This window comes from Kribbella sp. VKM Ac-2568, assembly GCF_004345365.1.
GTDB classification, from domain to species: domain Bacteria; phylum Actinomycetota; class Actinomycetes; order Propionibacteriales; family Kribbellaceae; genus Kribbella; species Kribbella orskensis.
This window is the reverse complement of the sequence record NZ_SLVF01000002.1, coordinates 705,719-729,399: the sequence shown is the minus strand read 5'-3', so window position 1 is coordinate 729,399 and position 23,681 is coordinate 705,719. Positions and strand designations below refer to the sequence as shown.

The 23,681-nt window shown below is 67.9% G+C and carries 25 protein-coding genes and 1 pseudogene; 15 read left to right on the top strand and 11 right to left on the bottom strand.

Going from position 1 to position 23,681, the window contains the following annotated elements; genetic code table 11:
• The first annotated feature begins 132 nt into the window (after positions 1 to 132).
• The 5 genes from EV648_RS07225 (at position 133) to EV648_RS07205 (ending at position 4,781) form a co-directional block, all read left to right on the top strand.
• A complete protein-coding gene (locus EV648_RS07225) occupies positions 133 to 795 on the top strand; it encodes a TetR/AcrR family transcriptional regulator (protein ID WP_241994946.1) in 663 nt (220 codons plus the stop codon).
• A gap of 528 nt (positions 796 to 1,323) precedes the next feature.
• A complete protein-coding gene (locus tag EV648_RS07220) occupies positions 1,324 to 1,770 on the top strand; it encodes a hypothetical protein (RefSeq protein ID WP_132286489.1) in 447 nt (148 codons plus the stop codon).
• A gap of 117 nt (positions 1,771 to 1,887) precedes the next feature.
• Positions 1,888 to 2,484 carry an HdeD family acid-resistance protein gene (locus EV648_RS07215; RefSeq protein WP_199234461.1) on the top strand — a complete coding sequence of 199 codons (597 nt, stop codon included), beginning with the start codon at positions 1,888 to 1,890 and terminating at the stop codon, positions 2,482 to 2,484.
• Between the two features lie 169 nt (positions 2,485 to 2,653).
• The gene (locus EV648_RS07210) at positions 2,654 to 3,631 is read left to right on the top strand and encodes a diacylglycerol kinase family protein (protein ID WP_158293929.1); all 978 of its coding nucleotides are present in this window, start codon (positions 2,654 to 2,656) and stop codon (positions 3,629 to 3,631) included.
• Positions 3,632 to 4,256: 625 nt separating this feature from the next.
• Positions 4,257 to 4,781: a hypothetical protein gene (locus EV648_RS07205; protein WP_132286483.1), complete on the top strand. Its 525-nt coding sequence runs from the start codon at positions 4,257 to 4,259 to the stop codon at positions 4,779 to 4,781.
• A 101-nt stretch (positions 4,782 to 4,882) separates the two neighbouring features.
• Here EV648_RS07205 and EV648_RS07200 read toward each other — a convergent pair whose 3' ends face one another.
• Positions 4,883 to 6,220 carry a PLP-dependent aminotransferase family protein gene (locus EV648_RS07200; RefSeq protein ID WP_132286480.1) on the bottom strand — a complete coding sequence of 446 codons (1,338 nt, stop codon included), beginning with the start codon at positions 6,218 to 6,220 and terminating at the stop codon, positions 4,883 to 4,885.
• An 82-nt stretch (positions 6,221 to 6,302) separates the two neighbouring features.
• Between EV648_RS07200 and EV648_RS07195 the strand changes: the two genes are divergently transcribed.
• The 5 genes and pseudogenes from EV648_RS07195 to EV648_RS43045 all read left to right on the top strand — a co-directional run bounded on the left by EV648_RS07195 (position 6,303) and on the right by EV648_RS43045 (position 10,642).
• Entirely contained in the window at positions 6,303 to 6,938 is a 636-nt protein-coding gene (locus EV648_RS07195; protein WP_132286477.1) for a DJ-1/PfpI family protein, read from the top strand.
• Positions 6,939 to 7,119: 181 nt separating this feature from the next.
• Positions 7,120 to 9,060: a glycoside hydrolase family 15 protein gene (locus EV648_RS07190; RefSeq protein WP_241994945.1), complete on the top strand. Its 1,941-nt coding sequence runs from the start codon at positions 7,120 to 7,122 to the stop codon at positions 9,058 to 9,060.
• 304 nt (positions 9,061 to 9,364) lie between these two features.
• Positions 9,365 to 9,838, top strand: coding sequence for a hypothetical protein (locus tag EV648_RS07185; protein WP_132286472.1), 474 nt, complete (start codon positions 9,365 to 9,367; stop codon positions 9,836 to 9,838).
• A 5-nt stretch (positions 9,839 to 9,843) separates the two neighbouring features.
• Positions 9,844 to 10,212: pseudogene (locus tag EV648_RS45090) on the top strand (esterase/lipase family protein); the annotation flags it as partial.
• 232 nt (positions 10,213 to 10,444) lie between these two features.
• Positions 10,445 to 10,642 (top strand): hypothetical protein, encoded by a 198-nt coding sequence (locus EV648_RS43045; protein WP_199234460.1) that lies wholly within the window; start codon positions 10,445 to 10,447, stop codon positions 10,640 to 10,642.
• A 56-nt stretch (positions 10,643 to 10,698) separates the two neighbouring features.
• Here EV648_RS43045 and EV648_RS07175 read toward each other — a convergent pair whose 3' ends face one another.
• From EV648_RS07175 to EV648_RS07165, 3 genes are all read right to left on the bottom strand, one after another.
• Positions 10,699 to 11,091: a VOC family protein gene (locus tag EV648_RS07175; RefSeq protein WP_132286469.1), complete on the bottom strand. Its 393-nt coding sequence runs from the start codon at positions 11,089 to 11,091 to the stop codon at positions 10,699 to 10,701.
• A gap of 95 nt (positions 11,092 to 11,186) precedes the next feature.
• The gene (locus tag EV648_RS07170) at positions 11,187 to 13,913 is read right to left on the bottom strand and encodes a LuxR family transcriptional regulator (RefSeq protein ID WP_132286466.1); all 2,727 of its coding nucleotides are present in this window, start codon (positions 13,911 to 13,913) and stop codon (positions 11,187 to 11,189) included.
• 115 nt (positions 13,914 to 14,028) lie between these two features.
• Positions 14,029 to 14,307 (bottom strand): hypothetical protein, encoded by a 279-nt coding sequence (locus EV648_RS07165; protein WP_255512786.1) that lies wholly within the window; start codon positions 14,305 to 14,307, stop codon positions 14,029 to 14,031.
• Between the two features lie 26 nt (positions 14,308 to 14,333).
• Between EV648_RS07165 and EV648_RS43675 the strand changes: the two genes are divergently transcribed.
• Both EV648_RS43675 and EV648_RS07155 read left to right on the top strand, forming a co-directional pair.
• A complete protein-coding gene (locus EV648_RS43675; RefSeq protein ID WP_206751930.1) occupies positions 14,334 to 14,510 on the top strand; it encodes a hypothetical protein in 177 nt (58 codons plus the stop codon).
• A gap of 588 nt (positions 14,511 to 15,098) precedes the next feature.
• Complete coding sequence (locus EV648_RS07155; protein ID WP_132286457.1) at positions 15,099 to 15,521, top strand: Hsp20/alpha crystallin family protein; 423 nt, start codon at positions 15,099 to 15,101, stop codon at positions 15,519 to 15,521.
• A 5-nt stretch (positions 15,522 to 15,526) separates the two neighbouring features.
• On the opposite strand, the gene EV648_RS42485 is transcribed toward EV648_RS07155, so the two are convergent.
• Positions 15,527 to 15,700, bottom strand: coding sequence for a hypothetical protein (locus EV648_RS42485; protein WP_158293927.1), 174 nt, complete (start codon positions 15,698 to 15,700; stop codon positions 15,527 to 15,529).
• Positions 15,693 to 16,529, bottom strand: a complete 837-nt coding sequence (locus EV648_RS07150; RefSeq protein WP_132286454.1) for a 2-oxo acid dehydrogenase subunit E2 — start codon at positions 16,527 to 16,529, stop codon at positions 15,693 to 15,695. The genes EV648_RS42485 and EV648_RS07150 overlap by 8 nt, the downstream gene beginning before the upstream one ends.
• Positions 16,530 to 16,784: 255 nt before the next feature.
• Here EV648_RS07150 and EV648_RS07140 point away from each other — a divergent pair, with 255 nt between their 5' ends.
• Positions 16,785 to 17,060, top strand: a complete 276-nt coding sequence (locus tag EV648_RS07140; protein WP_132194650.1) for a DUF1876 domain-containing protein — start codon at positions 16,785 to 16,787, stop codon at positions 17,058 to 17,060.
• Between the two features lie 418 nt (positions 17,061 to 17,478).
• Here EV648_RS07140 and EV648_RS07135 read toward each other — a convergent pair whose 3' ends face one another.
• Entirely contained in the window at positions 17,479 to 18,945 is a 1,467-nt protein-coding gene (locus tag EV648_RS07135; protein WP_132286448.1) for an MBL fold metallo-hydrolase, read from the bottom strand.
• Between the two features lie 126 nt (positions 18,946 to 19,071).
• On the opposite strand from EV648_RS07135, the gene EV648_RS07130 reads away from it, so the two are divergent.
• A complete protein-coding gene (locus EV648_RS07130; protein ID WP_132286446.1) occupies positions 19,072 to 19,329 on the top strand; it encodes a metal-sensitive transcriptional regulator in 258 nt (85 codons plus the stop codon).
• A 47-nt stretch (positions 19,330 to 19,376) separates the two neighbouring features.
• Here EV648_RS07130 and EV648_RS07125 read toward each other — a convergent pair whose 3' ends face one another.
• From EV648_RS07125 to EV648_RS07115, 4 genes are all read right to left on the bottom strand, one after another.
• On the bottom strand, positions 19,377 to 19,820 hold the full coding sequence (locus EV648_RS07125) for a hypothetical protein (protein WP_132286443.1): 444 nt from the start codon (positions 19,818 to 19,820) through the stop codon (positions 19,377 to 19,379).
• A gap of 62 nt (positions 19,821 to 19,882) precedes the next feature.
• Positions 19,883 to 20,050 (bottom strand): hypothetical protein, encoded by a 168-nt coding sequence (locus tag EV648_RS42480; RefSeq protein WP_158293926.1) that lies wholly within the window; start codon positions 20,048 to 20,050, stop codon positions 19,883 to 19,885.
• Positions 20,017 to 20,922 (bottom strand): lysylphosphatidylglycerol synthase domain-containing protein, encoded by a 906-nt coding sequence (locus EV648_RS07120; protein ID WP_132286440.1) that lies wholly within the window; start codon positions 20,920 to 20,922, stop codon positions 20,017 to 20,019. The genes EV648_RS42480 and EV648_RS07120 overlap by 34 nt, the downstream gene beginning before the upstream one ends.
• A gap of 298 nt (positions 20,923 to 21,220) precedes the next feature.
• Positions 21,221 to 22,192 (bottom strand): nitroreductase, encoded by a 972-nt coding sequence (locus EV648_RS07115; RefSeq protein ID WP_132286437.1) that lies wholly within the window; start codon positions 22,190 to 22,192, stop codon positions 21,221 to 21,223.
• Between the two features lie 213 nt (positions 22,193 to 22,405).
• Here EV648_RS07115 and EV648_RS07110 point away from each other — a divergent pair, with 213 nt between their 5' ends.
• Entirely contained in the window at positions 22,406 to 23,674 is a 1,269-nt protein-coding gene (locus tag EV648_RS07110; RefSeq protein WP_132286434.1) for an MFS transporter, read from the top strand.
• The last annotated feature ends 7 nt before the right edge of the window (positions 23,675 to 23,681 follow it).

The following is a 23,681-nucleotide window of genomic DNA, read 5'->3' as shown; positions in this document are numbered from 1 at the left end:
GCTGATCGAATGACGGAATCGTCACTTATGAGTATATGCTCAGTCAAGAGGGCTTTGAGGTTTTCGTCATTTCTGACTGGTCACGCTAGGATGGGTGCAGGCAAGCCGAGACGAAGACGCAGAGGAGCGGCCTTGAGCAACGCACCCACGCAGCAGACCAACCGCCTGGGCCGTCGCAAGGCCCAGACGCGAGCGGCTCTCATCCGGGCTGCGCAGACGCTCATCGCCGAGGGCAGGACGAACGTGCCGATCCTGGAGATCACCCAGGCCGCCGACGTCGGGCTGGGCTCCTTCTACAACCACTTCGAGACCAAGGAGCAACTGTTCGAGGCAGCTGTCGAGGCAGTGATGGACGCCTACGGCCAGCTGCTCGACAACCTGACGGCTGACATCGAGGATCCCGCGGAGGTGTTCGCCTGCAGCTTCCGGCTCACTGGGCGGCTGCACCGCAGGGAGCCGGAACTCAGCCGCGTCCTTCTCAACAACATGATGCGGTTGCTCAGCGCCGACAACGGCCTGGCACCACGCGTCCGGCGGGACATCGCGGCCGCCGTGGATGCCGGTCGCTTCGACGTCGAGGACCTCGACGTAGCCGTCACGATGACTGCCGGAGCGCTGCTCGCCCTCGGTCACCTGCTGCACGACCAGCCGAACCGCGACGTCGAGGAGACTACCGACCGGGTGACCGAGGACCTGCTGCGCATGTTCGGCGTACCGCGGCGATCGGCACGGCGGATCTGCACGCTCCCGCTGCCGGAGATCGACGCCGCTCCCGGCAACGGCTCAGCGGCCTGACAGATCGCTTCTGCCCAGCGGTTGGCGAGAACCGACCAGCAGCGCGTCCCGCGGCAGCCGCATCCGCTCGACCTTGACGTCGGTGGGGATGGCTGAGCAGGGCCGGGTTTGGGTGTCCTGGGTGCGGAACGCGGATCGGTTATGGCGCCGGCCGTGCTTTGGTCGTCATTTCTCGATGGATCTGATCGCGCGCGCGCAGCGAGCCGTCCTTCAATCATCTGCGCATCCGGCAAGCCGCAGGTGTGGTCGCATTCGCGCATACCCCGGTTGTCGGAGGGTCCGCTGGCCAGATGAGCGAGTTCGCGGCCGGACGGTCAGTGCCGCGCGCAAGTGATGGTGCTTCGGAAGGGCTTCCGCAGGCGGCTCTCTCACAACTGACGGCCGCTCTTCTCGAGGCAGCAGACTGAAGATTTCGTCACATTTTCGCCGTGAGGTCTTGCTGACCTACAACACTGACGATATCGTCAGTGTTGTAGATGCATAACAGGTGGCCCTTGCCGGGCCGGAATCTAAGACAGGTGGTAGCGCATGACTCAGCACACGAACTTCTCCACGCGACTGGATGACCTGCAGAAGCGGGTCGCGACGGCCAGGTCGGCGGTGCAGACGGCCGCGACCGAATCCGAGGCACAGCTCAAGGAGCGCATCGATCGGGCTCAGGCCGACCTCGATCAGTCGGTCCAGAACGCACGGCAGGAGGTCTCGCAGGCCGCCGGCAGTGCTCAGGCGAAATGGGCGCAACTGAAGGCTGACACCGCGGCCAAGATGAGCGACGTCAAGGCGAACGTCGACCAGCGGGCCCGCCACGTCGACGCCAAGGTCGCCGCGAAGGACGCGGACTGGGCAGACGCCGACGCGGCCGAATCTCTCGACTTCGCCAACTGGGCGGTCGAGAACGCGCAACTGACCATCCTCGACGCAATCCACGCCCGTGCCTACGCCGACCAGCTCGCCAAGGCCGAAGACAACTCGTAGTCCCCCAGCCGGACTGATGGTCCGCAAGCCGCAGTCCTCCTGACATCACGCCCGCCGTCGCGGGCAGGAATGGTTAACGACCTGCCCGCGGCGGCACCAACCAAAGGAAGTTTGCAAATGACTAATGATCTGAAGACCCCGGATCCGCTGCGCGACACGATCCGGGCCGGCTCCCGGGACGCGTCGGCGGCCTGGTGGTGGATCGTGGCCCTGGGGGCACTATGGATCGGGTTCGGCATGTTCGTGCTGTCGTACAAGGTGGGCAGTCTGGTCGCGCTGGCAACGTTCGTTGGTGTGGCCTTCATGTTCGGCGGCATCACGCAGCTCGTGGTGGCCAGCCGTGAACCGACGATGCGTTGGCTGTCCTTCGTGGGCGGGATCCTGGGCGTGGCCGCCGGCATCGTCACCTTCGTCTGGCCAGCCATCACTCTCTACGTCGTGTCGATCATGGTCGCCTGGTACCTGATCGTCTTTGGCGCCATCCACATCGTCGTTGCGCTAGCCGGCACCAAGCTGTCGTGGTGGTGGACCGGGCTGCTGCTCGGCATCTCCGAGTTGGTGCTGGGGGTGTGGGCAGCCCGCTCTTGGGATCGCTCGCTGGTAGCGCTGGTGACACTGGTCGGAGTGTGGGCAATCAGCCGCGGGGTGACCGAGATCTTCGCCGGCTTCACGCTGCGCGAGGTCGGCAAGCAGGCGGACCGGCTAGTCGCATGACCGCCCTACCGCGAGCGCAGCAAGCGCCGGGAGAACCGGGAGAACCGGGTTGCCGACCAGATCACGCTGGGGAGAAACCGACGATGGTTTCGGCCGGAATCCATGGCGTCCCCGGCGTAGGGTCGAAATGGAGAACGATCATGAGAGCCGCTATGAGGGGAGCAGCGGCATGAACCGTCCACGGCATCCTGCCCCGCGGCTCTCGACGCTGATCAGCCGTGGCTGGCGCCCGGTCGAGCCTCCTCGACGGCCTGTGCTGTTCGTCAACCCCAGGTCAGGTAACGGCGCGGCGACCCGCAGCGGGGTCGTCGAGCAGGCACGCGAGCGCGGGGTCGAAGCAGTGACCCTCGGCTCCGGCGACGACCTGAGGACACGCGTCCTGGAGGTCGTGGCCGATGGTGCGGATGCGCTCGGGATGGCGGGCGGCGACGGGTCGCTCGCGGACGTAGCAGCAGTCGCCGCGGCGCATGGGCTGCCCTTCGTCTGCATCCCAGCCGGAACCCGGAACCATTTTGCGATGGACCTCGGTGTGGACCGGCAGGACGTGCCCGGGGCTCTTGACGCGTTCACTGATGGGGTGGAGCGCCTGATCGACGTGGGCGAAGTGAACGGCCGGATCTTCCTGAACAACGTCTCCCTCGGCATCTACGGAGAGGCCGTCCAGCAGGCCAGGTATCGCGACACGAAGGTCCGCACCTTGGCGGAGACGGCGCGCAGGGTGCTTGGTCCTAGTGGGCAAATGCCGGCGCTGCGCCTTGTCGACGATACCGGACGAGAGCATGCACGGCTTGCTGTGTTGCTGGTCTCCAACAATCCGTATGCGTTGAACGGTCCCGGTCTTGGTACTCGACCGACGCTCGCCAGCGGTCAACTGGGGATCCTGGTGCTCGACACGCCAGACGAGAGGCAGCACCCTCCGGGGCGAGCCTGGAGCGCTCCTCACCTGGAGGTCCAAGCCCCAACCACTGTGCATGCCGGCACCGATGGCGAGGCAGTCGAGCTTGTTGCCCCACTGGAATTCGCCGTCCGCCCTGCGGCACTGCGCGTCCGGATCTCCGTTCGCCATCCGGGCGCTTCGCCGGCAGCCCGGATCCCTTCCCCCAGATCACGTCGAACTGCTACGCAACCCTTGTCCCCGACCGAGTAGTCAGCCGAGTCTCACGGGTTCCCCTGGCTTGCTTGAAACTCCCGTCGCACCCCGCTCCGGCCATCGCCGCCATTCCGGCTCCAAGAATGGCGCCATCGCCACTCGCCCGGGAAGTTCACACCGGTGGGCACTCGCGAGTGGGCGACACCACCGGCCAGCAGGCGAATGAGCACCGCCAGCGGTGGCAGATGCCAGCCCACGGCGTAGGCGAACACAAACGCGGAGGCCCGCGTTGGCAAGCCTGGTCGCATAGGGCCTGCAGACCTGTGGGTCGCTCGAGCTAGACCTCGGCGACCGCATCGATGCCCACTTGACAGACAAGAGATCCGACGCCGCACAGGAACATCGCCACTATCGACGCCTAAGGCGTTCCGGTCGCCCAAACACGAAAGGAGAGAGCGCCAGATGTCCCCTTCTCAGCTTCCCGGTCACCGACGACAATTGGGCTGTCACCGACTTGGTGCCAAGGCCTCGCCGCAGAGAAGGCCGAGCGCCGCAGGTGCTAACCACCAGCCACTTACTGAGGTTGTGCCGCGCTCGAGTCCGTCTGCGGATCGGCACTGAGGCGCTGGTCCGCGGCCGCACGTCGCCTGGCTGGCGCCCTGATCATGAAGGGAGACCGAACATGCGTGTGCGAAGGAACCCGATGACTCCGCTCGCGGCGGTGGTAGTCGGGCTGCTGGCCGGGGCCGTAGGGACCGCCTGCCTAGACGCTGTCCACTACAAGAAATACCGCCGGTCAGGCGGCACCAAGAGCCCGGCGGCCTGGGAGTTCGCGCCGGTCGAGAACTGGGAGACGGCCCCTGACCCAGGGCAGGTAGTCAGGCGCGTGATCGAGGGATTCACCCAGCGCGATCTCCCCGACCGTTCCGCCTGGCTCATCAGCACCATCGCTCACTGGGGCTATGGATCGGCAGCGGGCGCGGCCTACGGAATCCTGGCCGGATCGCTGCGGACGCCACATCCCCTGTACGGCGTGCCCTTCGGCGCCGTCGTGTTCGCCAGCGACTACGTCGCCCTGCCGGCCGCAGGGCTCTACAAGCCGATCTGGGAGTACGACGCCACGACCTTGGCCTGGGACCTCAGCGCTCACCTCGCCTACGGCGCGGGCACGGGAGCCACATTCTGGATGCTGGCGAAGATCAGATAGGCGGCACCGCGACCCGTTCGGCGTCCACCCGCAGGCACGGGTCCCGTTTGGTCGGCGTATCGACGTACGCGACTGTGGTGGACCGCTCGGTTGCGTCGTTGTCAGCTGAAGGGATCGCGGTCGGTTTCCTGTCGGACTGCGTGGAGGGCATGACGGAGGTCGGAGATTCCGACCGAGCCGAGCGCCAGTCGGAGGGCCTGCGGCACCGTGGGCGTCGCTGCGAATGGTTCGGCGGTCGAGACCGCGACCCGTCTTCCGGCCAGAGCTGCCGCGATCCGGTCCGGGCGCGCGTCCCGCGCCAGGGGCAGCCACAGGAAGTACGACGACGGATGTCCGATACAAGGCAACCCGGCCAGTACCTCCGAGGCGATGGACTGCCGAAGGCGGGCGTCGTTCCGCTTCTGCGCTTCGAGGCGGTCGACGGTGCCATCGTCCAGCCACCGGCAGGCGATCGCTGCTGTCAGGCCTGGGGTGTGCCAAGTGGTTGCCCGGATGACGCGCTCGAGCGCCGGCACGAGTGCCGCGGGTGCGGCGATGAAGCCGATCCGCAAACCGGTCGCCACGTTCTTCGACAGTCCTGACACATAGACGGTGAGGTCGGGGGCAAGCATCGCCAGCGGCGGTGGAGCGTCCTCGACGAGGTAGGCATACGAGGCATCTTCGATGATCGAAACGCCGTACCGGTTGGCGATCGAGACGAGCCGCGCGCGCTGGGAGTCGTCGTGCACCCAGCCGAGCGGGTTGTGCAGGGTCGGCATCGCATAGACGGCGCGGACCCGGCGTCGTCGGCACAACTGTTCGAGCGCATCGAGATCGGGCCCGGCCTCGGTCACCGGCAGGGGGGACAACTCCAGCCCCAGCGTGCGCGCGAGAACGATGAACCCGGGATAGGTGACAGCGTCCACCGCGACCACGTCGCCCGGCTGAAACAGGGCCATCGCCGTCACCGCGAGACCGTGCTGGGCGCCATTGACGATCAAGACTCTTTCGCGGCCGACGTCAAGTCCCCGCCGGCGCAGGTGACGGGCGACCGCAGCCCGGTCCTGAACGCGCCCACGATGTGGCTGATAGCGCAGGAGCGCATCGAGGTCGCCCTCCCCGGCGAGGTCGCGCAACGCCTGGCGTAGCAGATCGGCCTGGCCGGGAACCGAGGGCGAGTTGAAGCTCAGATCGATGGCGTCGACGGCCACCGCCCGTTGATCGATCTCCTCGCCGGACGCGGCAGCGAGGTCACGCACGAACGTGCCCCGGCCCTGCTCGGAGCTGACCAGCCCCATCGCTTCCAGCTCGGCGTACACCCGGGAAGCCGTCACGACCGCGATTCCCTCGTCCGCGGCGAGCTTGCGATGGGTGGGTAGGCGGTGGCCGGCGGGCCACCGCCCGGCGCGGATCTGCGCCGCCAGCGAATCGACCACGCCCTTGTACTTCGGCGTCCTCACCGCGCCATTGTATGCATGACAATTCTTCGATCGTCATGCATTGGCGGCGCTAGCCTGCGTTACAAACCGGAAGGAGCCTGTCATGCACACCGCGATCCTGACCTTCGACGGCTACAACGAACTCGACTCCCTCATCGCCCTCGGCATTCTCAACCGCGTCAGCGCACCCGGCTGGCGGGTCTCTATCGCCAGCCCGGCGCCGCGGGTGCGTTCGATGAACGGCGTCACCATCGACGCCATGATCGATCTCGATGAGGCCTGCACCGCTGACGCCGTCATCGTCGGCAGTGGCAGGAAGACCCGCGAAGTGGTCGAGAATCCCGCCATCATGAATTCCTTGCGCCGGCTCGACCCCACCCGGCAACTGTTGGCCGCACAGTGTTCCGGCACGTTGGTCCTGGCCAAGCTCGGGCACCTGAGTGACGTGCCGGCCTGCACGGATCTCGTTTCCAAGCCGTGGGTCGTGGCGGCTGGCGTCGATGTACTCAATCAACCGTTCTTCGCCCGCGGCAACCTCGCCACTGCCGGCGGCTGCCTGGCGTCGACGTACCTCGCCACCTGGACCATCGCCCGCCTCCACAGCCTCGAAGTTGCCAAAGACGCCATGTACTACGTCGCCCCCGTCGGCGAGAAGGATGACTATGTCGCCCGGGCACTGCTCAACGTAAGTCCCTACCTCGAGCCAGCGTCGACCGAGCTCGAGACGCTCAAAGCCTGAATGCATGGGCAGGCGCCAAGCGCAGGTCCTTTCGCCGCGTCGGACGCCACTCGTCTTGGGCTGTGGGTGGCCATCAACCACCTGCCTGGGCCGCTTGTCCGTTCTGACTGGCGTCACTACGAGGGTTCTCGGTCATGATGGTTGGGGCGGCGGATGAGATCCGTGCAACGGAGAAGGGGGAGTGACCTTGCCTGAGTCCCTGGCGCGCACCCTTGCGAGTTCCGGTCACCTGCATCAAGGTCCGCGTCGAAGCGCACACCCGCCGATTGCGGATTACGCCTTCCTGTCGGATTGCGAGTCCAACTGCCTGATAGCACCCAGCGGTGCGGTGGAGTGGATGTGCCTGCCGCGACACGACTCACCGAGTGTGTTCGGGGCAATTCTCGACCGCGCCGCGGGAAGCTTCAGGCTCGGTCCGTACGGCGTACAGGTGCCCGCTGCACGCCGGTATCTGCCAGGCAGCCTGATGCTCGAAACGACCTGGAAGTCACCGACCGGCTGGCTGATCGTCCGTGATGCCCTGCTCAAGGGTCCGTGGCACAACGTCTCCGAGCGGTCCCGGACTCATCGCCGCACACCGACCGATTACGACGCCGAACACTGTTTGCTAAGGACCGTCAAATGCGTCAGCGGCGCTGTGGATCTCTCGATGGTGTGCGAACCGATGTTCGGATATGGCCGTCGAGAAGCAAGTTGGCGGTATGACGGTTCCGATTACGGCGCGGCGGTGGCAAACCGCCCTGACCAGGATCACGATGTCACTCTGAAGCTGACTACCGATCTACGCCTCGGTCTGGAGGGCCGCACGGCCCAGGCCCGGACTCGGATGTCGCAGGGCGATTCGGCGTTCGTGGCGCTCTCGTGGTCGGATCTGCCGCCGCCGCGGACCTGGGTGGAAGCCCTCGAGAGGATGGGGCGAACGGCCGAGTACTGGCGGCAATGGATCAACGTCGGTGTGTTTCCGGATCACCCGTGGAGCAGCTATCTGGTGCGCAGCGCACTCACCTTGAAAGGACTCACCTTCGCTCCCACCGGGGCACTGCTCGCCGCCGCGACGACATCCCTGCCCGAGACGCCATCCGGTGAGCGGAATTGGGACTATCGATACTCGTGGGTCCGTGACTCGACCTTCACTCTCTGGGGGCTTTACACACTCGGACTCGATCGCGAGGCGAACGACTTCTTCTCGTTCCTCACCGAGATGTGTGACTGCGATCAGGACATCCAGATCATGTACGGCATCGGAGGCGAACGCGAGCTGCCCGAGCAGACACTGGATCACTTGACCGGCTACGAAGGCGCGAGACCGATCCGGGTCGGCAATGCCGCCTACCTCCAGCGCCAGCACGACGTGTGGGGAGCCATACTCGATTCGGTGTATCTGCATGCCAGATCGCGCGACCAGGTGACTGAAAGCCTGTGGCCGTTCCTCAAGCGGCAGGCAGAGGCGGCGTCGAAGCACTGGCGCGAGCCCGACCAGGGGATCTGGGAATCACGCGGAGAACCGCAGCACTTCACCTCGTCCAAGCTGATGTGCTGGGTGGCGATGGATCGTGGTGCCAAGTTGGCCCGGCTGCACGACGAGCCTGGGTTCGCCGATGATTGGCAGGCGGTCGCCGATGAAATCCGCAAGGACATCTGCACCCACGGTGTCGACGACAGAGGAGTTTTCGTCCAGCGGTACGGCGCCACCACCCTCGATGCCGCACTGTTGCTCGTCCCGTTGCTGCGGTTCCTGCCGGCTGACGATCCGCGGGTTCGCGCCACCGTGCGAGCTGTTGCCGACGAACTCACAGAAGACGGCATGGTGCTGCGCTACCGCGTCTCGGAGACCGACGACGGGATGCACGGTGCTGAGGGAACGTTCACGATCTGCTCGTTCTGGCTGGTGTCTGCGCTCGTCGAGATCGGCGAACTGGACGAGGCCACCGCGCTCTGCGAGAAGCTCCTGTCCTACGCGAGCCCGCTAGGCCTCTACGCCGAGGAGATCGACCCGCTCAGCGGACGCCACCTCGGCAACTTTCCGCAGGCGTTCACCCATTTGGCCTTGATCAACGCCCTCATGCACATCATTCGCGCCGAGGAAGCAGTCGGTACGACCACCTTCATCCCCGCGCACTAGCGATTCTGACGCCGCCAGGGCCGCCGATCACCGAGACGCCGTTGGCGAGCAGGAGCTGTACCTGCTCGCCCAAGCCGCGCTCGGCGTCGGAAAACGACGATGAGCTGCGCTCATTGCACTGACCTAGCGGGCCCACACCGAGATTCGGACAACCCGCCCGTTGCCAAGGCGTGACCAACCCTGGCCTGAAGGCGGGCGGTGAGTCTCCACACCGGGCGATGAACCAGTGTTTTCCACTGGGGTGACGCGTCAACTGCCGACGGAAAGTGGTAGCAGCGGAACCCCTTCAAGGATTGGAAAACGCATGACCACGATTCGCCTCACCGAGGTGACAACTTCGACGCCCGAGCAGTTCATTGCCGGGCTCACGGACTTCGGGCCCGGCCGCTCGAAGCTGTTCGCCAACAGCCACGACGATTACCTGAGGGTGCACGACCTGGGACCTGGGTACGCCGACGTCACCGAGGGCTCGGGCGGTGTCTGGGAGCGCCTGCGCTACGACTGGTCCGACCCGAGCCACATCGTTCTCACGACCACCGACTCCAGTGTCTGGGGCGGTCAGTCCGGCTACATCTACACCCTCAAGCGGCGGGCCGACGGCGCGACCGAGATCGATGTCGTCATCGTGCGTGACGGCAAGAACGTCAAGGGCCGCCTGCTCGCGTTCGTCTTCGCTCTCTTCGGCAAGCGCGTCCTGGGCACCGCCTTCGACAACACCGTCCGGGCGATCGAAGCCCGCAACATTCCAGCTGTCACGACGAACCAGGTAGAGGTGTGAGGACAATGAACAGACTGATGCTCAAGGCAAGAAGCCTTCTCCTCGCGGGGCTGGGTGCGGGACTGCTGCTGGCGGGCGCGACCACCGCGCAGGCAGCCCAGTCCGGACAGGCCACCGAGAAGCCGACGATCGTCCTGCTGCATGGGGCGTACGCCGATGGCTCCAGCTGGTCCGGGGTGACCAGCCGGCTCCAGAGTGACGGCTACAACGTCGTGGCTCCCGCCGTGCCACTGCGGGGGATCGCGTCCGATACGTCGTACCTCAGCGGCGTCCTCGCGAACATCCCCGGACCGAAGGTGCTGGTCGGTCACTCGTACGGCGGCGCCCTGGTCAGCGAGTTGGCGGGCACGCCTGGGGTGAAGTCGCTGGTCTACGTGGCCGCGTTCATCCCCGAGGCCGGCGAGACGCTGGGCGCGCTGAACTCGCAGTTCCCTGGCAGCGAGCTCGGCGACATCACCACCGTGATCAGCTACCCGGGTGGGGTAGACCTTGCGCTGAATCCGGCGACAGCCGGCCCGGTCCTCGGGCGCGGACATCCCGGCCCGTCAGGGGGCAGTCTTCCTCGCCGCCCAGCGGCCGGTGGCGGCCTCGGCCTTCTCGGAGCCGGTGGAGAAGAGTGCTCCTGCGGCACTCCCGAAGTACGCCGTCATCCCTACCGGGGACAAGGCGATCGCCCCCGCCGCCGAGCGGTTCATGGCCACCCGGGCCGGCGCGACGAAGGTGGAGATCGCCGGCGCTTCCCACCTGGTCGCAGTGTCGCAGCCGCTGGCGGTGACCAAGGTGATCGAGCGAGCCGCCCGCTGAACATCTCGGAGAGCGAGCCGGCCGGAGCATCAGGCTCCGGCCGGCTCGCCTGGGTGTCAGGCCGGCTCGGATACGAAGAGCTCGATCGCGATGTTGTCCGGATCCTTGAGGTTGAGGTGCAGTCCGAAGGGACTCACCTCGATCTCCGAGCAGGTCACGCCCTCGGCGACAAGGCCGGCGTGCCAGGCTTCCAGCTCGGACCGCGACGGGACCTGGAACGCGAAGTGGTCCAGCCCGATCCGGATCGGGTCGAAGCTCTGGTCCGTCGTACCGGGATGACCGCACAGCGCGATCATCACACCGGGACGGGCGACGATGATCAGCCTTCCGGTGTCACCCGCGGACGAGAACATCGTCTCGGTGCCGAGCACCCGGTTGTAGAAATCGGCACTACGCTCCGGATCGGTGACGGTGAGCGAGACATGCGAGAAGGCGTCGAGCGCTGGCATCCCCACCCCCCTTCAAGGTGATGCCACAGTAATCCTCAGCGCGCAGGTACAGCTCCAGCCACGGTCGTCGCGTCCGTGGAACACCCTGGTGTGCCTCAGGCGGAGCGGGCAAGCGCGCCGCGGAGCTGCCGGCGTGAGGTGATGCCGAGCTTGGAGAATGTCTTGCGCAGGTGCCACTCCACGGTGCGGGGACTGACGTACAGCTGTGCCGCGATCTCGGCGTTCGTCAGCCCGTCGCGGGCCAGCCCGGCGATCTGTGCCTCCTGCGCGGTGAGGTCGTTGAGCGTCTCGGGCGAACGTTTGCGGACCGTCTCACCCGTGGCGAGTAGTTCGTGGCGGGCACGCTCGGCAAAGGCCTCGAGTCCCATCTCGCCGAGCTGTTCGTGGGCTGTTCGCAACTCCTCGCGGGCATCCACACGTCGTCCCTCGCGCCGAAGCCACTCGCCGTACAGGAGATGGGCGCGGGCCGTCTGGACGCGGAGACCGGTCCGGCCGAGGTGCTCGATCGACTGACGGTAGGCGTCCTCGTCCGCGCCGAGCAGCGCCCGGACCCGCGCCTCGATGCCGTGGCCCCACTCGGTCGGGGTGGCCGCGGTGCGCTCGGCCAGCCAGCCGAGTGCGGCCTCGACGAGCTTGGTGTCGCCGGTCCGGGACGCCGCCTCGGCCAGTTCACCGATGACCAGGACGCCATACCCGACGATGTCCTGGTCGAACACCTGCCGCGCCGCGTCCCGCGCGACGTCGTACCGGCCGAGACCGTTGTGCAGAACGGATTTCGCGTACGTCGCGAAGGCCGCCATCCGGCCCTGGTTGTGTTCCGCTGCCTCGCTGGTGGTGGCGTCGATCAGCTCGTTCGCCGCCATCTCGTTGCCCCGCAAGGCTTCGAGGAGCAGCCCGCCGTACCTGACCTGGGGGTTGCCGGTCGCTGCCGCGATCTGCCGCTCCTCCTCGACGAGGCCCGCCACCGCGGACAGGTCGCCGGTGAGGCACTGGAGGTCGGCGCGGAAGTTGAGCGCGAACTGCAGCTGTACGAGCGCACCCGTCTCTCGAGCCATCCGATCCTGCCGGAGCGCGAGTTCGAGAGCGGTGTCGAAGTCCCACAGCTCGATAGCGACAATGCCGCTGGCCCGGTTGCCGGCGAGCCAGAGCCAGCTGCCGACGTCATCGGCGCCGATGTCCGTCTCGCGGGCCCGAGCGAGGGCCTTGGTCAGGTGCGGTGCCGCGGCTGAATACCCGCGGGTGAAGCGCACGGCGAGCGCCTGAAGCAGCAGGTCGGCCGGTGGGTCTGCGTCGGCTGGGGGCGGGGTCGCAGCTGCTGCCGTGGCCAAGATCCCTGGCGCCCCGGGCCCGCTGGCCCACATCGCGGCTGACATCGCCTCCAGATAGGTCACCCGCGCCCGAGCCGGGTCGTGCGGATCGAGCTGCCTGGCAGCGCTGAGCAGCAAGCGAGCAGCGTCGCGTGCGCGCCCCTGGTCGAAGGCGATCTCTCCGCGCAACCGATCGACCTCGGCGGCCCGCAGCGCGTCCGACGGACCGGCAGCTACTCCGCTGAGCAAGCTCAGGGCCGCATCGAGCGCGCCGGCTCCACGTTTGGCCGCCGCTGCGGTCAGCGCCCGCGCGGCCCGGCGGTGCGGCTCAGGCGTCAGCTCCGCAGAGCGTTCGAGATAGTCGGATGCCGCGCTCAAGCCACCGCAGCCCTGGGCCCTACGGGCCGATCTCTCGAGCTCTGCAGCGACCTCCTCGTCCGGCAGCGCTGTCGCCTGGGCGCGGTGCCAGGCACGCCGGTCCGGAGACTTGTCCGGATCTGTCACGTCCGCCAGTGCCTGGTGCACGGCCTGCCGGTCCTGGACCGAGGCCATCCGGTACGCCGCCGACCGCACCAGCGGATGCCGGAACCGGATGTGCTGACCGAAGGTGATCAGTCCCGACTCGATCGCGCCTGCGGCCGGGTCAGCGCCGAGGCCCAACCGCTCGGCCGCTCGCCAGAGCAGACTGGCGTCACCTAGTGGCTCCGCAGCCGCCGTCAGCAGGAGCAGCCGGGTATCGGCCGGCAACGCTTCGAGACGCCGTACGAAGCCCCCTTCGATCCGGCTGGACAGCGTCCCCGCAGTATCGCCGTCCGCGAGCTCCGTCACGCTCCACGCTCGCGGCAATTCGAGCAGGGCCAGCGGGTTGCCGCGTGTCTCGGCCACGATGCGGTCCCGGACTCGCGGATCGACCGGTCCTGGGAGTACTGAGTCCAGCAGCGCCCGGGCGTCCGCGTCGTCCAAGCCGCGGACCTCGAGCTCGTGCAGTCCGGCGAACTCGTGGTCCTCAGCAGGGCGTACGGCGAAGATCATCACCACCGACTCGGCCGCCAGGCGCCGGGCGACGAACGCAAGGACCTGAGCGGACACCCGGTCGAGCCACTGGGCGTCGTCGACGATGCACAGAACCGGCTGATGCCCGGCTGCCTCGGACAGCAAGTTCAGGACGGCCAGCCCGACGAGGAATCGGTCCGGAACCGGCCCGACCTCGAGGCCGAACGCAGTACCCAGCGCATCGTGCTGCGGACGCGGAAGGCGGTCGAGCCGGTCCAGGAACGGCTGGCACAGCTGATGAAGTCCGGAGAAGGCGAGCTCCATCTCGGACTCGATCCCGACAGTCCGAGCGACCTGGAACGAGTGGCTGCGTCCCACCAGCGACTCCAGCAGCGCCGACTTGCCGACTCCGGCCTCACCACGAAGCACCAGGACCTCGCTCTGACCCGTCCGTGCGGCGTTGAGCAACCCAATCAACACGGCACTTTCGCGCCGCCGGCCGCGCAGTTCACAATCCGCCATGCCCACCCTGCCGTCGCCCGGGAGCCCCGACCGCCCACCAGCCCGGACCTCATCGGTAGGCGTCGCCCAACATGTCAGGCTTGCACCCAGGACCGGTGCGACGCAACGGTGACGCTCAGTCCAGCGCATGCACCTCAGTGCCGCGATCGCCGACCATGACGATGACCGGGCCGTCGACCCTTCGCCGTTGCGGGCGGTCGCGGGGCCGGGGTGTGGGCAGTGGCCTGACCTCAGGAGGCCGCCGGGTGGACGTGGCGAACATCAGTGCAGCCACCAGACCCGTCAGCAGAGCGGGGATGAGCGCGGTCCGTCGCCCGTACCGGTCCGACAGATGGCCCAGGAGGAGCAGGCTTGCCACGATCCCGGCGGCGAACACGGCGTACACGACTGTGATGGTGATCGACGACAGGGCTCGGTGCGGTGGAGAACGCGGTCAGGATCGCCATGCTCACGGCGATCACCCAGAAGGGGCCGCCGCCTCTAGGTCCAGAATCGTCGCCAGACCGCGCGCTTCTGGTCCGCGAGCGCATCGATGACTTCTTGTTGTGTCTGGGCATTGTCGGTGGCACCGAGTGCGCGGCCGATCTCTTGCCATGAGGCGCCTGCCGTGCGGGCGCTGCGGATTGCCTCGCCGAGAGCCTTGTCGACGGCGGTAGTTGCTCGGCAGCACTCGCGCAGGGTCTCCAGCGGTGCTGGCCGCCAGCGGTCGTGGAGTCGGAGCCGGAGTCGTTCGCCATGCCCCGAGAGGCGTAGGCGTGGTGCTCGTGTCAACACGATGACCAACCTCCTTGGTGAGATTCCCCCACGCTAGGCCTGCTGGGCAGCCTCCGGAACAGTCGTGGGAGCCAGTAGCGGCCCGAACAGTCGGGCGCCGAGCTGTTCGGCTTCGGCTTGGTCGAGCAGCCGGCTCGCCGGCCTGATGGCACCACGACCGTACCCATGTAGTCCACCAACGGCGCTCGCCCGGTGACGCGCCTTCGACCTCAAGCATCACTTGACGGAGATTGGGACAGCAGAGGCGTAGGTCCCTCAAGTCCTGGGCTGTCAGACCTGCCAGTCCTCTGTTGGTGGACAGGTTGCCGATCAGGGTCGAAGGTCCCTGCCACCCGGTCCCTACGCCCCTTCTGCGAGCCCGTGCGCCGCAGTGCTGTGGAGGTGAAGGAAGAACTACGGAAAGGGGAAACGATGACCTCGTTGGAGCACAAGGACAGCCGGCGTCAGTTCGCCGACCTGTTCGACTGGGCCGATAGCCTGCCGAGCCTGTTCACCTGGCCGGCAGCGATGCGCGGTGTCCGGATCGAGGAGTTCGCCGACGACAACGCGTACGTCGTCCGGGCGGAGCTGCCCGGGCTCGACCCCGCGAAGGACATCAAGGTCGAGGTCGCGAACGGCATGATGACCATCACGGCGACTCGTCAGCAGGAGGAGCACGACGGTGCTCGCTCGGAGTTCCACTACGGTTCGCTGACCCGGCGGGTGCTGTTGCCCGACGGCGCGGACGAAGCCAAGGTCGAGGCGAAGTACGCGGCCGGGATCCTCGAGGTGAGGGTGCCGATCACGGCGATGACGGCCGAGGCGCGGACCATCAAGGTCGAGCACACACCGTAGCGCTCTCAACCCAGGTGCCCGGCCAGGGAAGATCCCGGTCGGGCACCTCGCTGCGCATCTCCTGGTGCCAGGTCCTCGTCGTGTTCGGCCGGCAGTACGGCGAGCAGGCGTGCGGTGCGCCGACCGGCCACGTTCGCCAGCGCTTCTCGCTGGGCGCGAGCTTTGTCGATGTCACTCATGGATCTGTCCTCCCGCTTCCGTTGACGCGGCTGGTGGTGGAGCGGCCGGCAATCCGTCGGCGAAGGTGAGGAGGCTGCGCAGCCGGCTGACGAACCGCGCGGTCGGCGCGCCGTCGACGATGTCGTGGTCGACGCTGACGGTCAGCTGCAGCCACTCTCGTTCGACCAACTGCCCCGCGCGCAGCGCGGGCCGAACGGTGATGCCGCCGATGACGATGCCGAGGGTGTGCAACTGGAAGGCGATGCCCCACCCGCCACCCGCGCCGAACATGCCGACGGCGGTGACACCTACGGTGCCGGCCAGAGCGCGCTGGCGTTCCGGCAGCCGGTGAAGGGCCCCGAGCAACCCGGTGCGCACGATCCCCGGCAGGAGCAGGTAGGCGCGTGCCCAGGCAGCCTTGCGGACCGAGGGGCTTCGCTTCGGGTCGGCCTTGACCGCACGGATCTCGCGGTGAATGTCCCGTACCGAGCGTCGGCCGGCGTCGCGGATCACGTGGGTGAAGGCGAACGGAACCCCGTCCAGAGTGGCCTCGATCGGGAGGCCGATGTCGACTTGGTCGAAGATGACCTCCCGGCCGTGGAGATCGCGATACGCCTGGACTGCCGGCTCGGCGGCCACCGAGCGTCCCACGCAGGCGATCACGAACGCGGTGAAGGACAGTTCCTCACCGGTAGCGGACCGATGGCGGCGCAGCGCCTCGCGGGCCGTGGTCACATCGACCTCGAACAGGCCGTGGACGGCGTGCCGCCGGTGTGCCGCCCGGCCGGCGTCCATGACGAGCCGCCGGACCCAGGGCACTGGCACGACCTTCGATCCTCGCTGAAGCATGACCCCACCTCCAATCGGATCTGTCTACTTCGAGCATGTGCCTGGCCGTTGCGGCCCGCACCGGCCGATCGGTCCCTGCGAAGCGGGACCTTCGACCCCTGCTGCGGGTGAGTGACGCGGCGGCGACCGGACCCGGCGGGCGGCGAAAAGGGCTGAAGTTCCCTGGTGTTGTGGACCGGATGGCCCTAGGCCGGATCGCCGCGGTGGCCGACGATGGCAAGAAGTAGGTCTGTCGAGCGAGAAAGGCCGAGGACCATGACTGCGACCAGACGCTGGAACGTCGAGATCTTCATCGACGAGCACGAGGACGAGCGGATCACCCATGCGGAGGCTCGGCTGCACACGAACGACGAGACGCACCTGGTCGGACGGGGCACCGCACACCGGCACCCGGACGACGCGGAGGTCGCGGAGATCGGCGACGAACTCGCGGTGGCGCGGGCGCTGTCGAATCTGTCCCACGAGTTGATCCACGCCGCGGCCGGCGACATCGAGCAGATCACCAAGGAGCACGTCCGTCTGCACAGCTGAGGCGTGCGGCCACGATCGCGGCGAAGTACGGCTCGGCTACGACCCCGAGCAGCGGCCGGCCAGACCCTGCTGGCGAGCCTGACCGGTGTGGACGACATCCGCTGCCGGCAGGCGGTACTGCGTGGTTGCCTCCGGCAACCAGCCGTCGTCCGCGAGCTCCAGCCTGACCGTCCGGGACCCGGCGACAGCCGTTGCCGCTGACGCTGTCAGCGGCCGAAGAGCTTGCGGAGCAGGCTGCCCTGACGTTCGGTCCTGGGGTGTCCGGGACACCACTGGTCGGCGGGGACCATTGCCTTGACCTGTCCGACGTGCTGGCCGCAACCGGCCCAGGTGGTCTTGGCGCAGGTCCTGCAGATGACAGCTCGGCACACGGTGTTTCTCCTGTTTCAGGGATTCGTTCAGGGCTTGGCGGAGCTGGTCAGGCCTCGGGTCGCAGCAACTGGAGTCCGGCTTGCTCGGCGTTCTGGAAGTCGTCGTCGATCGCGACGAGAGTGCGTCCGGTGGCGTCGAGGAACGACGCGGCGATCGAGGCGCGGTAGCCGGCGGCGCAGTGCACCCACACCTCGCCGGCGGGGACCTCGTTCAGCCGGCGCGGCAGTTCGTGGATCGGGATGTTGACCGCACCCGAGATCCGCGCGGAGCGATGCTCGTCTGTGCGGCGGACGTCCAGGACGACGACGTCGCGGTGGTGACGGACCTGCTCGAGGTCGGCGAAAGTGCCGGTCGGGAACGCCGCCTGTGGGCCGGTGGCCCACCGCTCCGGGCCGCCGGTGGCGTGTGCCGCCGGCCGGTCGACACCGATGCGGACCAGTTCACGCTGCGCCTGGGCGACGTCGCCGGCAGTCTCTCCGAGCAAGGTCACCGGCGTGCCCCACTCGATCAGCCAGCCGAGGTAGGTCGAGAAAGCGCCGTCGAGTCCGAAGTTGAGGGTGCCGCGAGCGTGGCCGGCTGCGAACGCGATGCGGTTGCGCAGGTCGACGACCCACTCGCCGGCTTCGATCCGGCGGCGGAGCTCGGTGGCATCGGCATGCTCGGGTGGGCCCAGGTCGGGGGCTGCGGGGCCCGCGGCGTTGGCCGGGCCCATGTGGATGTAGTAGGCGGGCCAGGCGCCCAGACCGTCGAGCAGTTCGCGGACATAGGTCTCCTCGTCCTGCGTCAGGACCGGGTTTGTCCGTCTCTCCTGCCCGATCGTGGACTCGGTGGCGTTGGACTGGGTGGCGGAGCAGAAGGAGCCGAAGCCGTGGGTCGGGTACACCCCGGTCCCGTCGGGAAGCGCTTCGGCCAGCCGGTGGGCCGAGGCATGCTGGTGGCGCACCAGTGCATCGGTGTTCTCTGCGCCCAGCAGGTCGGGGCGCCCGGTCGCGCCGTACAGCAGTGACCCGCCGGTGAAGACCCCGATCGGCTCGTTGCCCCGCCCGGCGTCCGTCAGCGCGTAGGACAGGTGGGTGAAGGTGTGGCCGGGCGTGTGGATCGCCCGCACACGCATGCGTTGGCCGACCTCGACGGTCTCGCCGTCGCGGATCGGGGTGCGGTCGAAGGAGACCTCGTCGTCGGCGTTGACCAGGTACTGCGCTCCGGTGGCTCGCGCCAGCGCCAAGCCGCCGGTGACGTAGTCGTTGTGGATGTGTGTCTCGAAGACGTGGGTCAGCCGGACCTCGTCGCTGTCGAGGATCGTCAGGATCCGGTCGACGTCGCGCTGGGGGTCGACGACGAACGCCACCTCGCCATCGTGAACGAGGTAGCTGCGGTCACCCAGCGAGGGAGTCTCCAAGGTGCGGACGGTCAGCTCCGGTCCCGGTGGGCGGCGGGTCGCCTCCTCCACGGGCCCGTGCTCGCACAACTCGCGGATGCCCACGACGGTGGCGTCGTTGTCCGGCTCTCGCATCGATGAGTCCTCCCTGGCTACGGCACGTCGAATCTCTGATCCCCCCGGGGGGATGCCGATCAAGGTAGCATATCCCCCTGGGGGGATGCGCCGCCCGGCGCGACCCGATCAGAAGGCAGGACACCGATGGACCTCGAACCCACCGAGATGAAGGCGATCATCACCCGGATGAAGCGCGCGAACGGGCACCTGGCCAGCGTGATCCGGATGATGGAGGAGGGGGCCGACTGCGAATCGGTCCTCACCCAGCTCGCCGCCGTGAACAAGGCGCTGTCCCGCTCCGGCTACGCCATCGTCGCCACCGGCCTGCAGCGCTGTCTCGCCGACGAGGACAGCGACATCGACGTGGCCAAACTGGAGAAACTCTTCCTCGCCCTGGCCTGAACCGCACTGCCGGGTCGGCCCCAGCCGTGCGGCAGTGGAGGCCGGAGTCAGTCGGCGGTGCCGAGTAGGGGCAGGTTCTTTCCGATTACGCCGTCCACGGCGAGGTGGGTTGCGTGCCGGAGCGCGTCTTCGGTGTCCACCGGCCAGGTGAAGACGAACTCGGCGCCGTGACGGAGTTCGGTGACGATCTCTGGAGTGAGCAACCGGCGGTGGACGCACGCTCCGTACGCCGGGAATGTGCGGAGACGTCTTCGCAGCCGGTGCAGTCCGCGACGGCTGCCCGCTGACAGCACGAGCCGTACCTGCGGCAACTCGCGGAACGCCTCGAGCATCCACCAATGCTGCGTGCATACGGTCACTGTGCCGTTCGGCAGCGCCTCGCGTAGTGCGGCTGCGAGTCTGCCGGCGAGAAGGGGATGGATTCCCTTCAGGTCGAGCAGGAGCCGGGGGTCGCCGTCGAGTGCCGTCAGCAGTTCTGTGAGCTCGAGCAATGGTGTGTCGCGGCGGCGGACGAACCTCCCCTCATCCCAGAGCCACCGCGGTCCGAGTGATTTCAGATGCCGTATCTCCAGGCGCCCCCGGACGCGTGGACGTCGGCCTCGACGAGATCGGCGCCTGCGTCCAGTGCGTCCCGCAGCGAGCCGAGGTCATTGCCGGCCCGGTGCGCGACGACGACCCGGAAGCGGGTCACGTAGTACCCGGTTGCGGCTCGGTGAACCATCCACGCCACCGCAGGAGCAGCGCGCCGCCTCCCAGGAGCAGGGCCGGGATCCAATAGAGCAACGCGGTCAACGCCACCGCGCCGAAGGCGGCCGTCCACGAGACACCGATGGAGGCCAGACCGGCGACAAGAGCACCCTCTCGTGGACTTGCCCCCTGGACGCCGGGCAGCACGCCGGCGAGCTGGCTGGCCCCGAAGATGGCGACGAGTTGCATCGCCGACACCGAGTCGCCGACCGCGTTGATCGCCCCGATCAGCAACCCGAGGATGGTGAGCTGATAGCCGATCGACAGCAGGACACCCATCGCGAAGATCTTTGGGGACGGCCACGGCCAGCGGCCGGCCAGGCCCGGCCGCCGGCGGTTCACGACGAGGGCGGCCGCGAGGACTACAGCGGCGGCGCCCAGCGCGACCGCGAGCACGGCCCGGGGCATCGCCACGCCACAGACCGCGACGGCGACCACCAGCCCGACGGCGCCGACGAATCGATCGAGCGCGACCTCGGAGACAGCTGCCGGACGCCGTGCTCCGATGCGCTCCAGCCGGTGGATCCGCCACAGATCCGCGCCGGCGTGCCAAGGTGAGACGAGTCCGAGGACCTCGCTCTCCGCATAAGCACGGAGGTGCCAGCGCCGCGAGCGGCCGCTTCTCGACAGCGCGTGCCAGCGCAAGGGGCACAACAAGTACTTGCCGACGGCGAACGGCAGCAAGCCGGCCATCGCAGGCAGGACCGAGGTGTGTGGAACGCGGTCGACGTTCCACAGCGAGAGTCCGACCGCGGCGAGGAGTGCTGTGATCCGGACGGTGCGGCTGGCGACGATCGTTCGCACGAGCCACTGTGTCTGTGCGACCGGCCCTCGGCCCAAATCCATGTAAGGCCTCCTGCCCTGCGGGCTGCCCGATCTATCAGACGATAGCCGCGGTTCCCGGCTGCCGCATTCTGGACAGTACGGATCAGTTCGCTCGCCGGCCGGGGGTGGCGGCGAGCGGCGGCCCTGCCAGCGCCCGAGAACGCGGTCGCGACGCCGAGTATGAAGCCGGTGTCGTACCAGTTCCCGTTGTTGTGGTGTACGTCGTAGACGCTCACTTCGCTGGTGAACTGGGACACGATGTAGGTGATCGGGCTACGCCGGTGACTTTGGTCCCGGTTTCCCGGGCGTCGGACCTGTTTCAGGAATCGGGGGCGAGGACGTCGGCGATGGTGCGCCTTGGAGTGGTGGCGCTGATCGGGCTGTTGCTGAAACGGATCACCATCTGGGCGAAGCCCGGCCTGCCGGTGAGTTGCTGCACCGCGGAGCGCGAGTCGTCGTACTCCAGGGCCTGGTTGAGGAACGATGCCTGGACGTCATTCTGGGTGACCGTGAGCAGGACGCGCTCGAGCGCCATTCCCGCCACCAACCGGTCAACCGCCCCGTCTGCGGCGGTCGACAGCACGGCGAGCACCGGATCGTCCTCGAAGGTCTTCCGGGACCTGCCGCGTCCGGGTAGGCCGGCGCCGAGGTCCCGCACCGGCGGAGGGAAGACGGTCGGACGAGGTCCGAGAGCGCTGATGGGGATGCCGTCCTCTTTGCGTTCGCCCCCGATCCAGCGCGCGCGTTCGGCCGTCCGCGCGTGGTCCGCCCAGCCGTGGAGGAGGGCGGTCGCACCTGATCTCAAGGCGTCCTGAGCGCCCTGCGGAGCCAGCCAGGAGAGGTCGGCACCCTCACTCAGTGCGGCGTGGATCAAGCTGGCGCGGGCCTCCGCGGTCAGAGCAGCCGGACGCCCGGGTTCACGGCTGGTATGACGTCGGCTGACCTGCGGGTGGAGCGCGGCGAGGTCGGGGTCCGGTGTCGCTGTGGGTGCGACGATGATCCGGGCGACCAGATCGGGCTCCTCGGGTACCGGGGCCAGGCGGTACCAGCTGTCGAAGCCCAGAGACGCGGCCGCACATCTGAGGTTGAAGACCGCTGCGCCGGCCGCGATCAGCAACGCTCGCCCCGTCGGGTCCTCGGCCGGCAGCGCTCGTGATCGATCCAGAAAGACCTCGATGTCCGGGCCGTCGATCCCGAACCGCCAGGGCTGCGTGTTGTGCATGCTCGGCGCCGCGATGGCGGATCCGACCAGGACGTCGATCTGGTGCCGGGAAAGCTTCTGCTCGCGCACGGATGCTCCTGGAACTCGCGGACTCGATGACCTGGTCACCAGCGTCGACGCCACGGCACCGGCGGTACAGGAGGCATCGGTCCCGGCGACCCGGGACCTTGGGCATTCCGGTCCAGGACCTCTGGGCCCTCCCGGCCGATGCGGAAATGCCAGATGCTGGGACAGATCGGTCTACGGCAGATCAGAACGACCGCAGGCGACCGGAGGAAAACGATGAGCGTGAGTCGAGCGAGTGTCGCCGGGGCCGGCGACGGTATTGGTTCCGCACCACCTGCTACCAGATCGCCCTGGCTGATGCTGGCTCTCGCCACCCTCGGATTCGCGCTGAACTTCTGGGCGTGGGCGCTGCTCAGCCCGCTCGGCCCGCTGTTCCGGACCGAGGGGACGCTGGGGACTCTGTCGGAGTCCGACGTGGCGCTTCTGGTGGCTGTGCCCGTCCTGGTGGGGTCGCTCGGCCGGATCCCGGTCGGGGCACTGACGGACCGGTTCGGCGGACGGGTGATGTTCCCGCTGGTTTCGGCGGCCACGATCATCCCGATCCTGTTCATCGGATACGTCGGTCTGCGCTCGTTCGGCGCATTGCTGCTGGGCGGCTTCTTCCTCGGCATCGGCGGTACCGCGTTCGCTGTGGGTGTGCCGTTCGTGAACGCCTGGTTCCCGCCTGAGCGCCGTGGGCTGGCGATCGGCATCTTCGGTGCGGGGATGGGTGGTACGGCCATCAGCGCGCTGACCACGGTCAAGCTGTACAGCAAGGTGGGCCATCAAACGCCGTTCCTTCTCACGGCCCTGGCCTTGGCGCTCTACGCGGTCGCTGCCTGGTTGCTCCTTCGGGACGCGCCCGGCCGGACCCAGCCGGCTGGTTCGTTGCTTACCCGACTCGTCGCCAATGCGAAGCTCCCGATCAGCTGGCAGGCCTGCATCCTGTACGCGGTCGCATTCGGCGGATACGTCGCCTTCTCCGTCTACCTGCCGTCGTACTTGAAGACGGCCTACGGACTGGATGCCGCGGACGCGGCCAACAGGATGGCAGGCTTCGTCGTGGTGGCGGTGCTGATGCGCCCGCTGGGTGGATGGTTGTCCGACCGGCTCGGACCCGTCCCGGTGCTGGCCGCCTCGTACTCGGTCGTCGTCGCGGGCGCGGCCGTCGCAGCAACCACCCCGCTGCTCGAGCACGTGGGCACAGTGGCGTTCCTGGCGATGGCGGCAGCACTCGGAGCCGGCAGCGGAGCGACGTTCGCACTCGTTGCCAAGGTCACCGATCCGTCGCGGGTCGGCGGAGTGACCGGCCTCGTCGGCGCCGCCGGGGGTCTCGGCGGGTTCGTCCCGCCGCTGATCATGGGCTACGTCTACGGACGCACCGACTCGTACGGCATCGGCCTCGTGTTGCTCTCGGTCACCGCGGCCTTGACGCTGCTGCTCACCCTGACGATTGTGAGGAACACGGCGAACCGCGCCACTCAGGACGCCCTCCACCACGCATAGCGGTACC

Excerpts from the sequence above, each read along its gene's own strand:
- EV648_RS07170 (WP_132286466.1), bottom strand. The coding sequence starts at position 13,913 with ATGGCGGATTGTGAACTGCGCGGCCGGCGGCGCGAAAGTGCCGTGTTG.
- EV648_RS07140 (WP_132194650.1), top strand. The coding sequence starts at position 16,785 with ATGACTGCGACCAGACGCTGGAACGTCGAGATCTTCATCGACGAGCAC.
- EV648_RS07220 (WP_132286489.1), top strand. The coding sequence starts at position 1,324 with ATGACTCAGCACACGAACTTCTCCACGCGACTGGATGACCTGCAGAAG.
- EV648_RS07175 (WP_132286469.1), bottom strand. The coding sequence starts at position 11,091 with ATGCCAGCGCTCGACGCCTTCTCGCATGTCTCGCTCACCGTCACCGAT.
- EV648_RS07130 (WP_132286446.1), top strand. The coding sequence starts at position 19,072 with ATGGACCTCGAACCCACCGAGATGAAGGCGATCATCACCCGGATGAAG.
- EV648_RS42480 (WP_158293926.1), bottom strand. The coding sequence starts at position 20,050 with ATGGTTCACCGAGCCGCAACCGGGTACTACGTGACCCGCTTCCGGGTC.
- EV648_RS07185 (WP_132286472.1), top strand. The coding sequence starts at position 9,365 with ATGACCACGATTCGCCTCACCGAGGTGACAACTTCGACGCCCGAGCAG.
- EV648_RS07135 (WP_132286448.1), bottom strand. The coding sequence starts at position 18,945 with ATGCGAGAGCCGGACAACGACGCCACCGTCGTGGGCATCCGCGAGTTG.
- EV648_RS07195 (WP_132286477.1), top strand. The coding sequence starts at position 6,303 with ATGCACACCGCGATCCTGACCTTCGACGGCTACAACGAACTCGACTCC.
- EV648_RS42485 (WP_158293927.1), bottom strand. The coding sequence starts at position 15,700 with ATGAGTGACATCGACAAAGCTCGCGCCCAGCGAGAAGCGCTGGCGAAC.
- EV648_RS07120 (WP_132286440.1), bottom strand. The coding sequence starts at position 20,922 with ATGGATTTGGGCCGAGGGCCGGTCGCACAGACACAGTGGCTCGTGCGA.
- EV648_RS07210 (WP_158293929.1), top strand. The coding sequence starts at position 2,654 with ATGAACCGTCCACGGCATCCTGCCCCGCGGCTCTCGACGCTGATCAGC.
- EV648_RS07215 (WP_199234461.1), top strand. The coding sequence starts at position 1,888 with ATGACTAATGATCTGAAGACCCCGGATCCGCTGCGCGACACGATCCGG.
- EV648_RS07155 (WP_132286457.1), top strand. The coding sequence starts at position 15,099 with ATGACCTCGTTGGAGCACAAGGACAGCCGGCGTCAGTTCGCCGACCTG.
- EV648_RS07110 (WP_132286434.1), top strand. The coding sequence starts at position 22,406 with ATGAGCGTGAGTCGAGCGAGTGTCGCCGGGGCCGGCGACGGTATTGGT.
- EV648_RS07205 (WP_132286483.1), top strand. The coding sequence starts at position 4,257 with ATGCGTGTGCGAAGGAACCCGATGACTCCGCTCGCGGCGGTGGTAGTC.
- EV648_RS07150 (WP_132286454.1), bottom strand. The coding sequence starts at position 16,529 with ATGCTTCAGCGAGGATCGAAGGTCGTGCCAGTGCCCTGGGTCCGGCGG.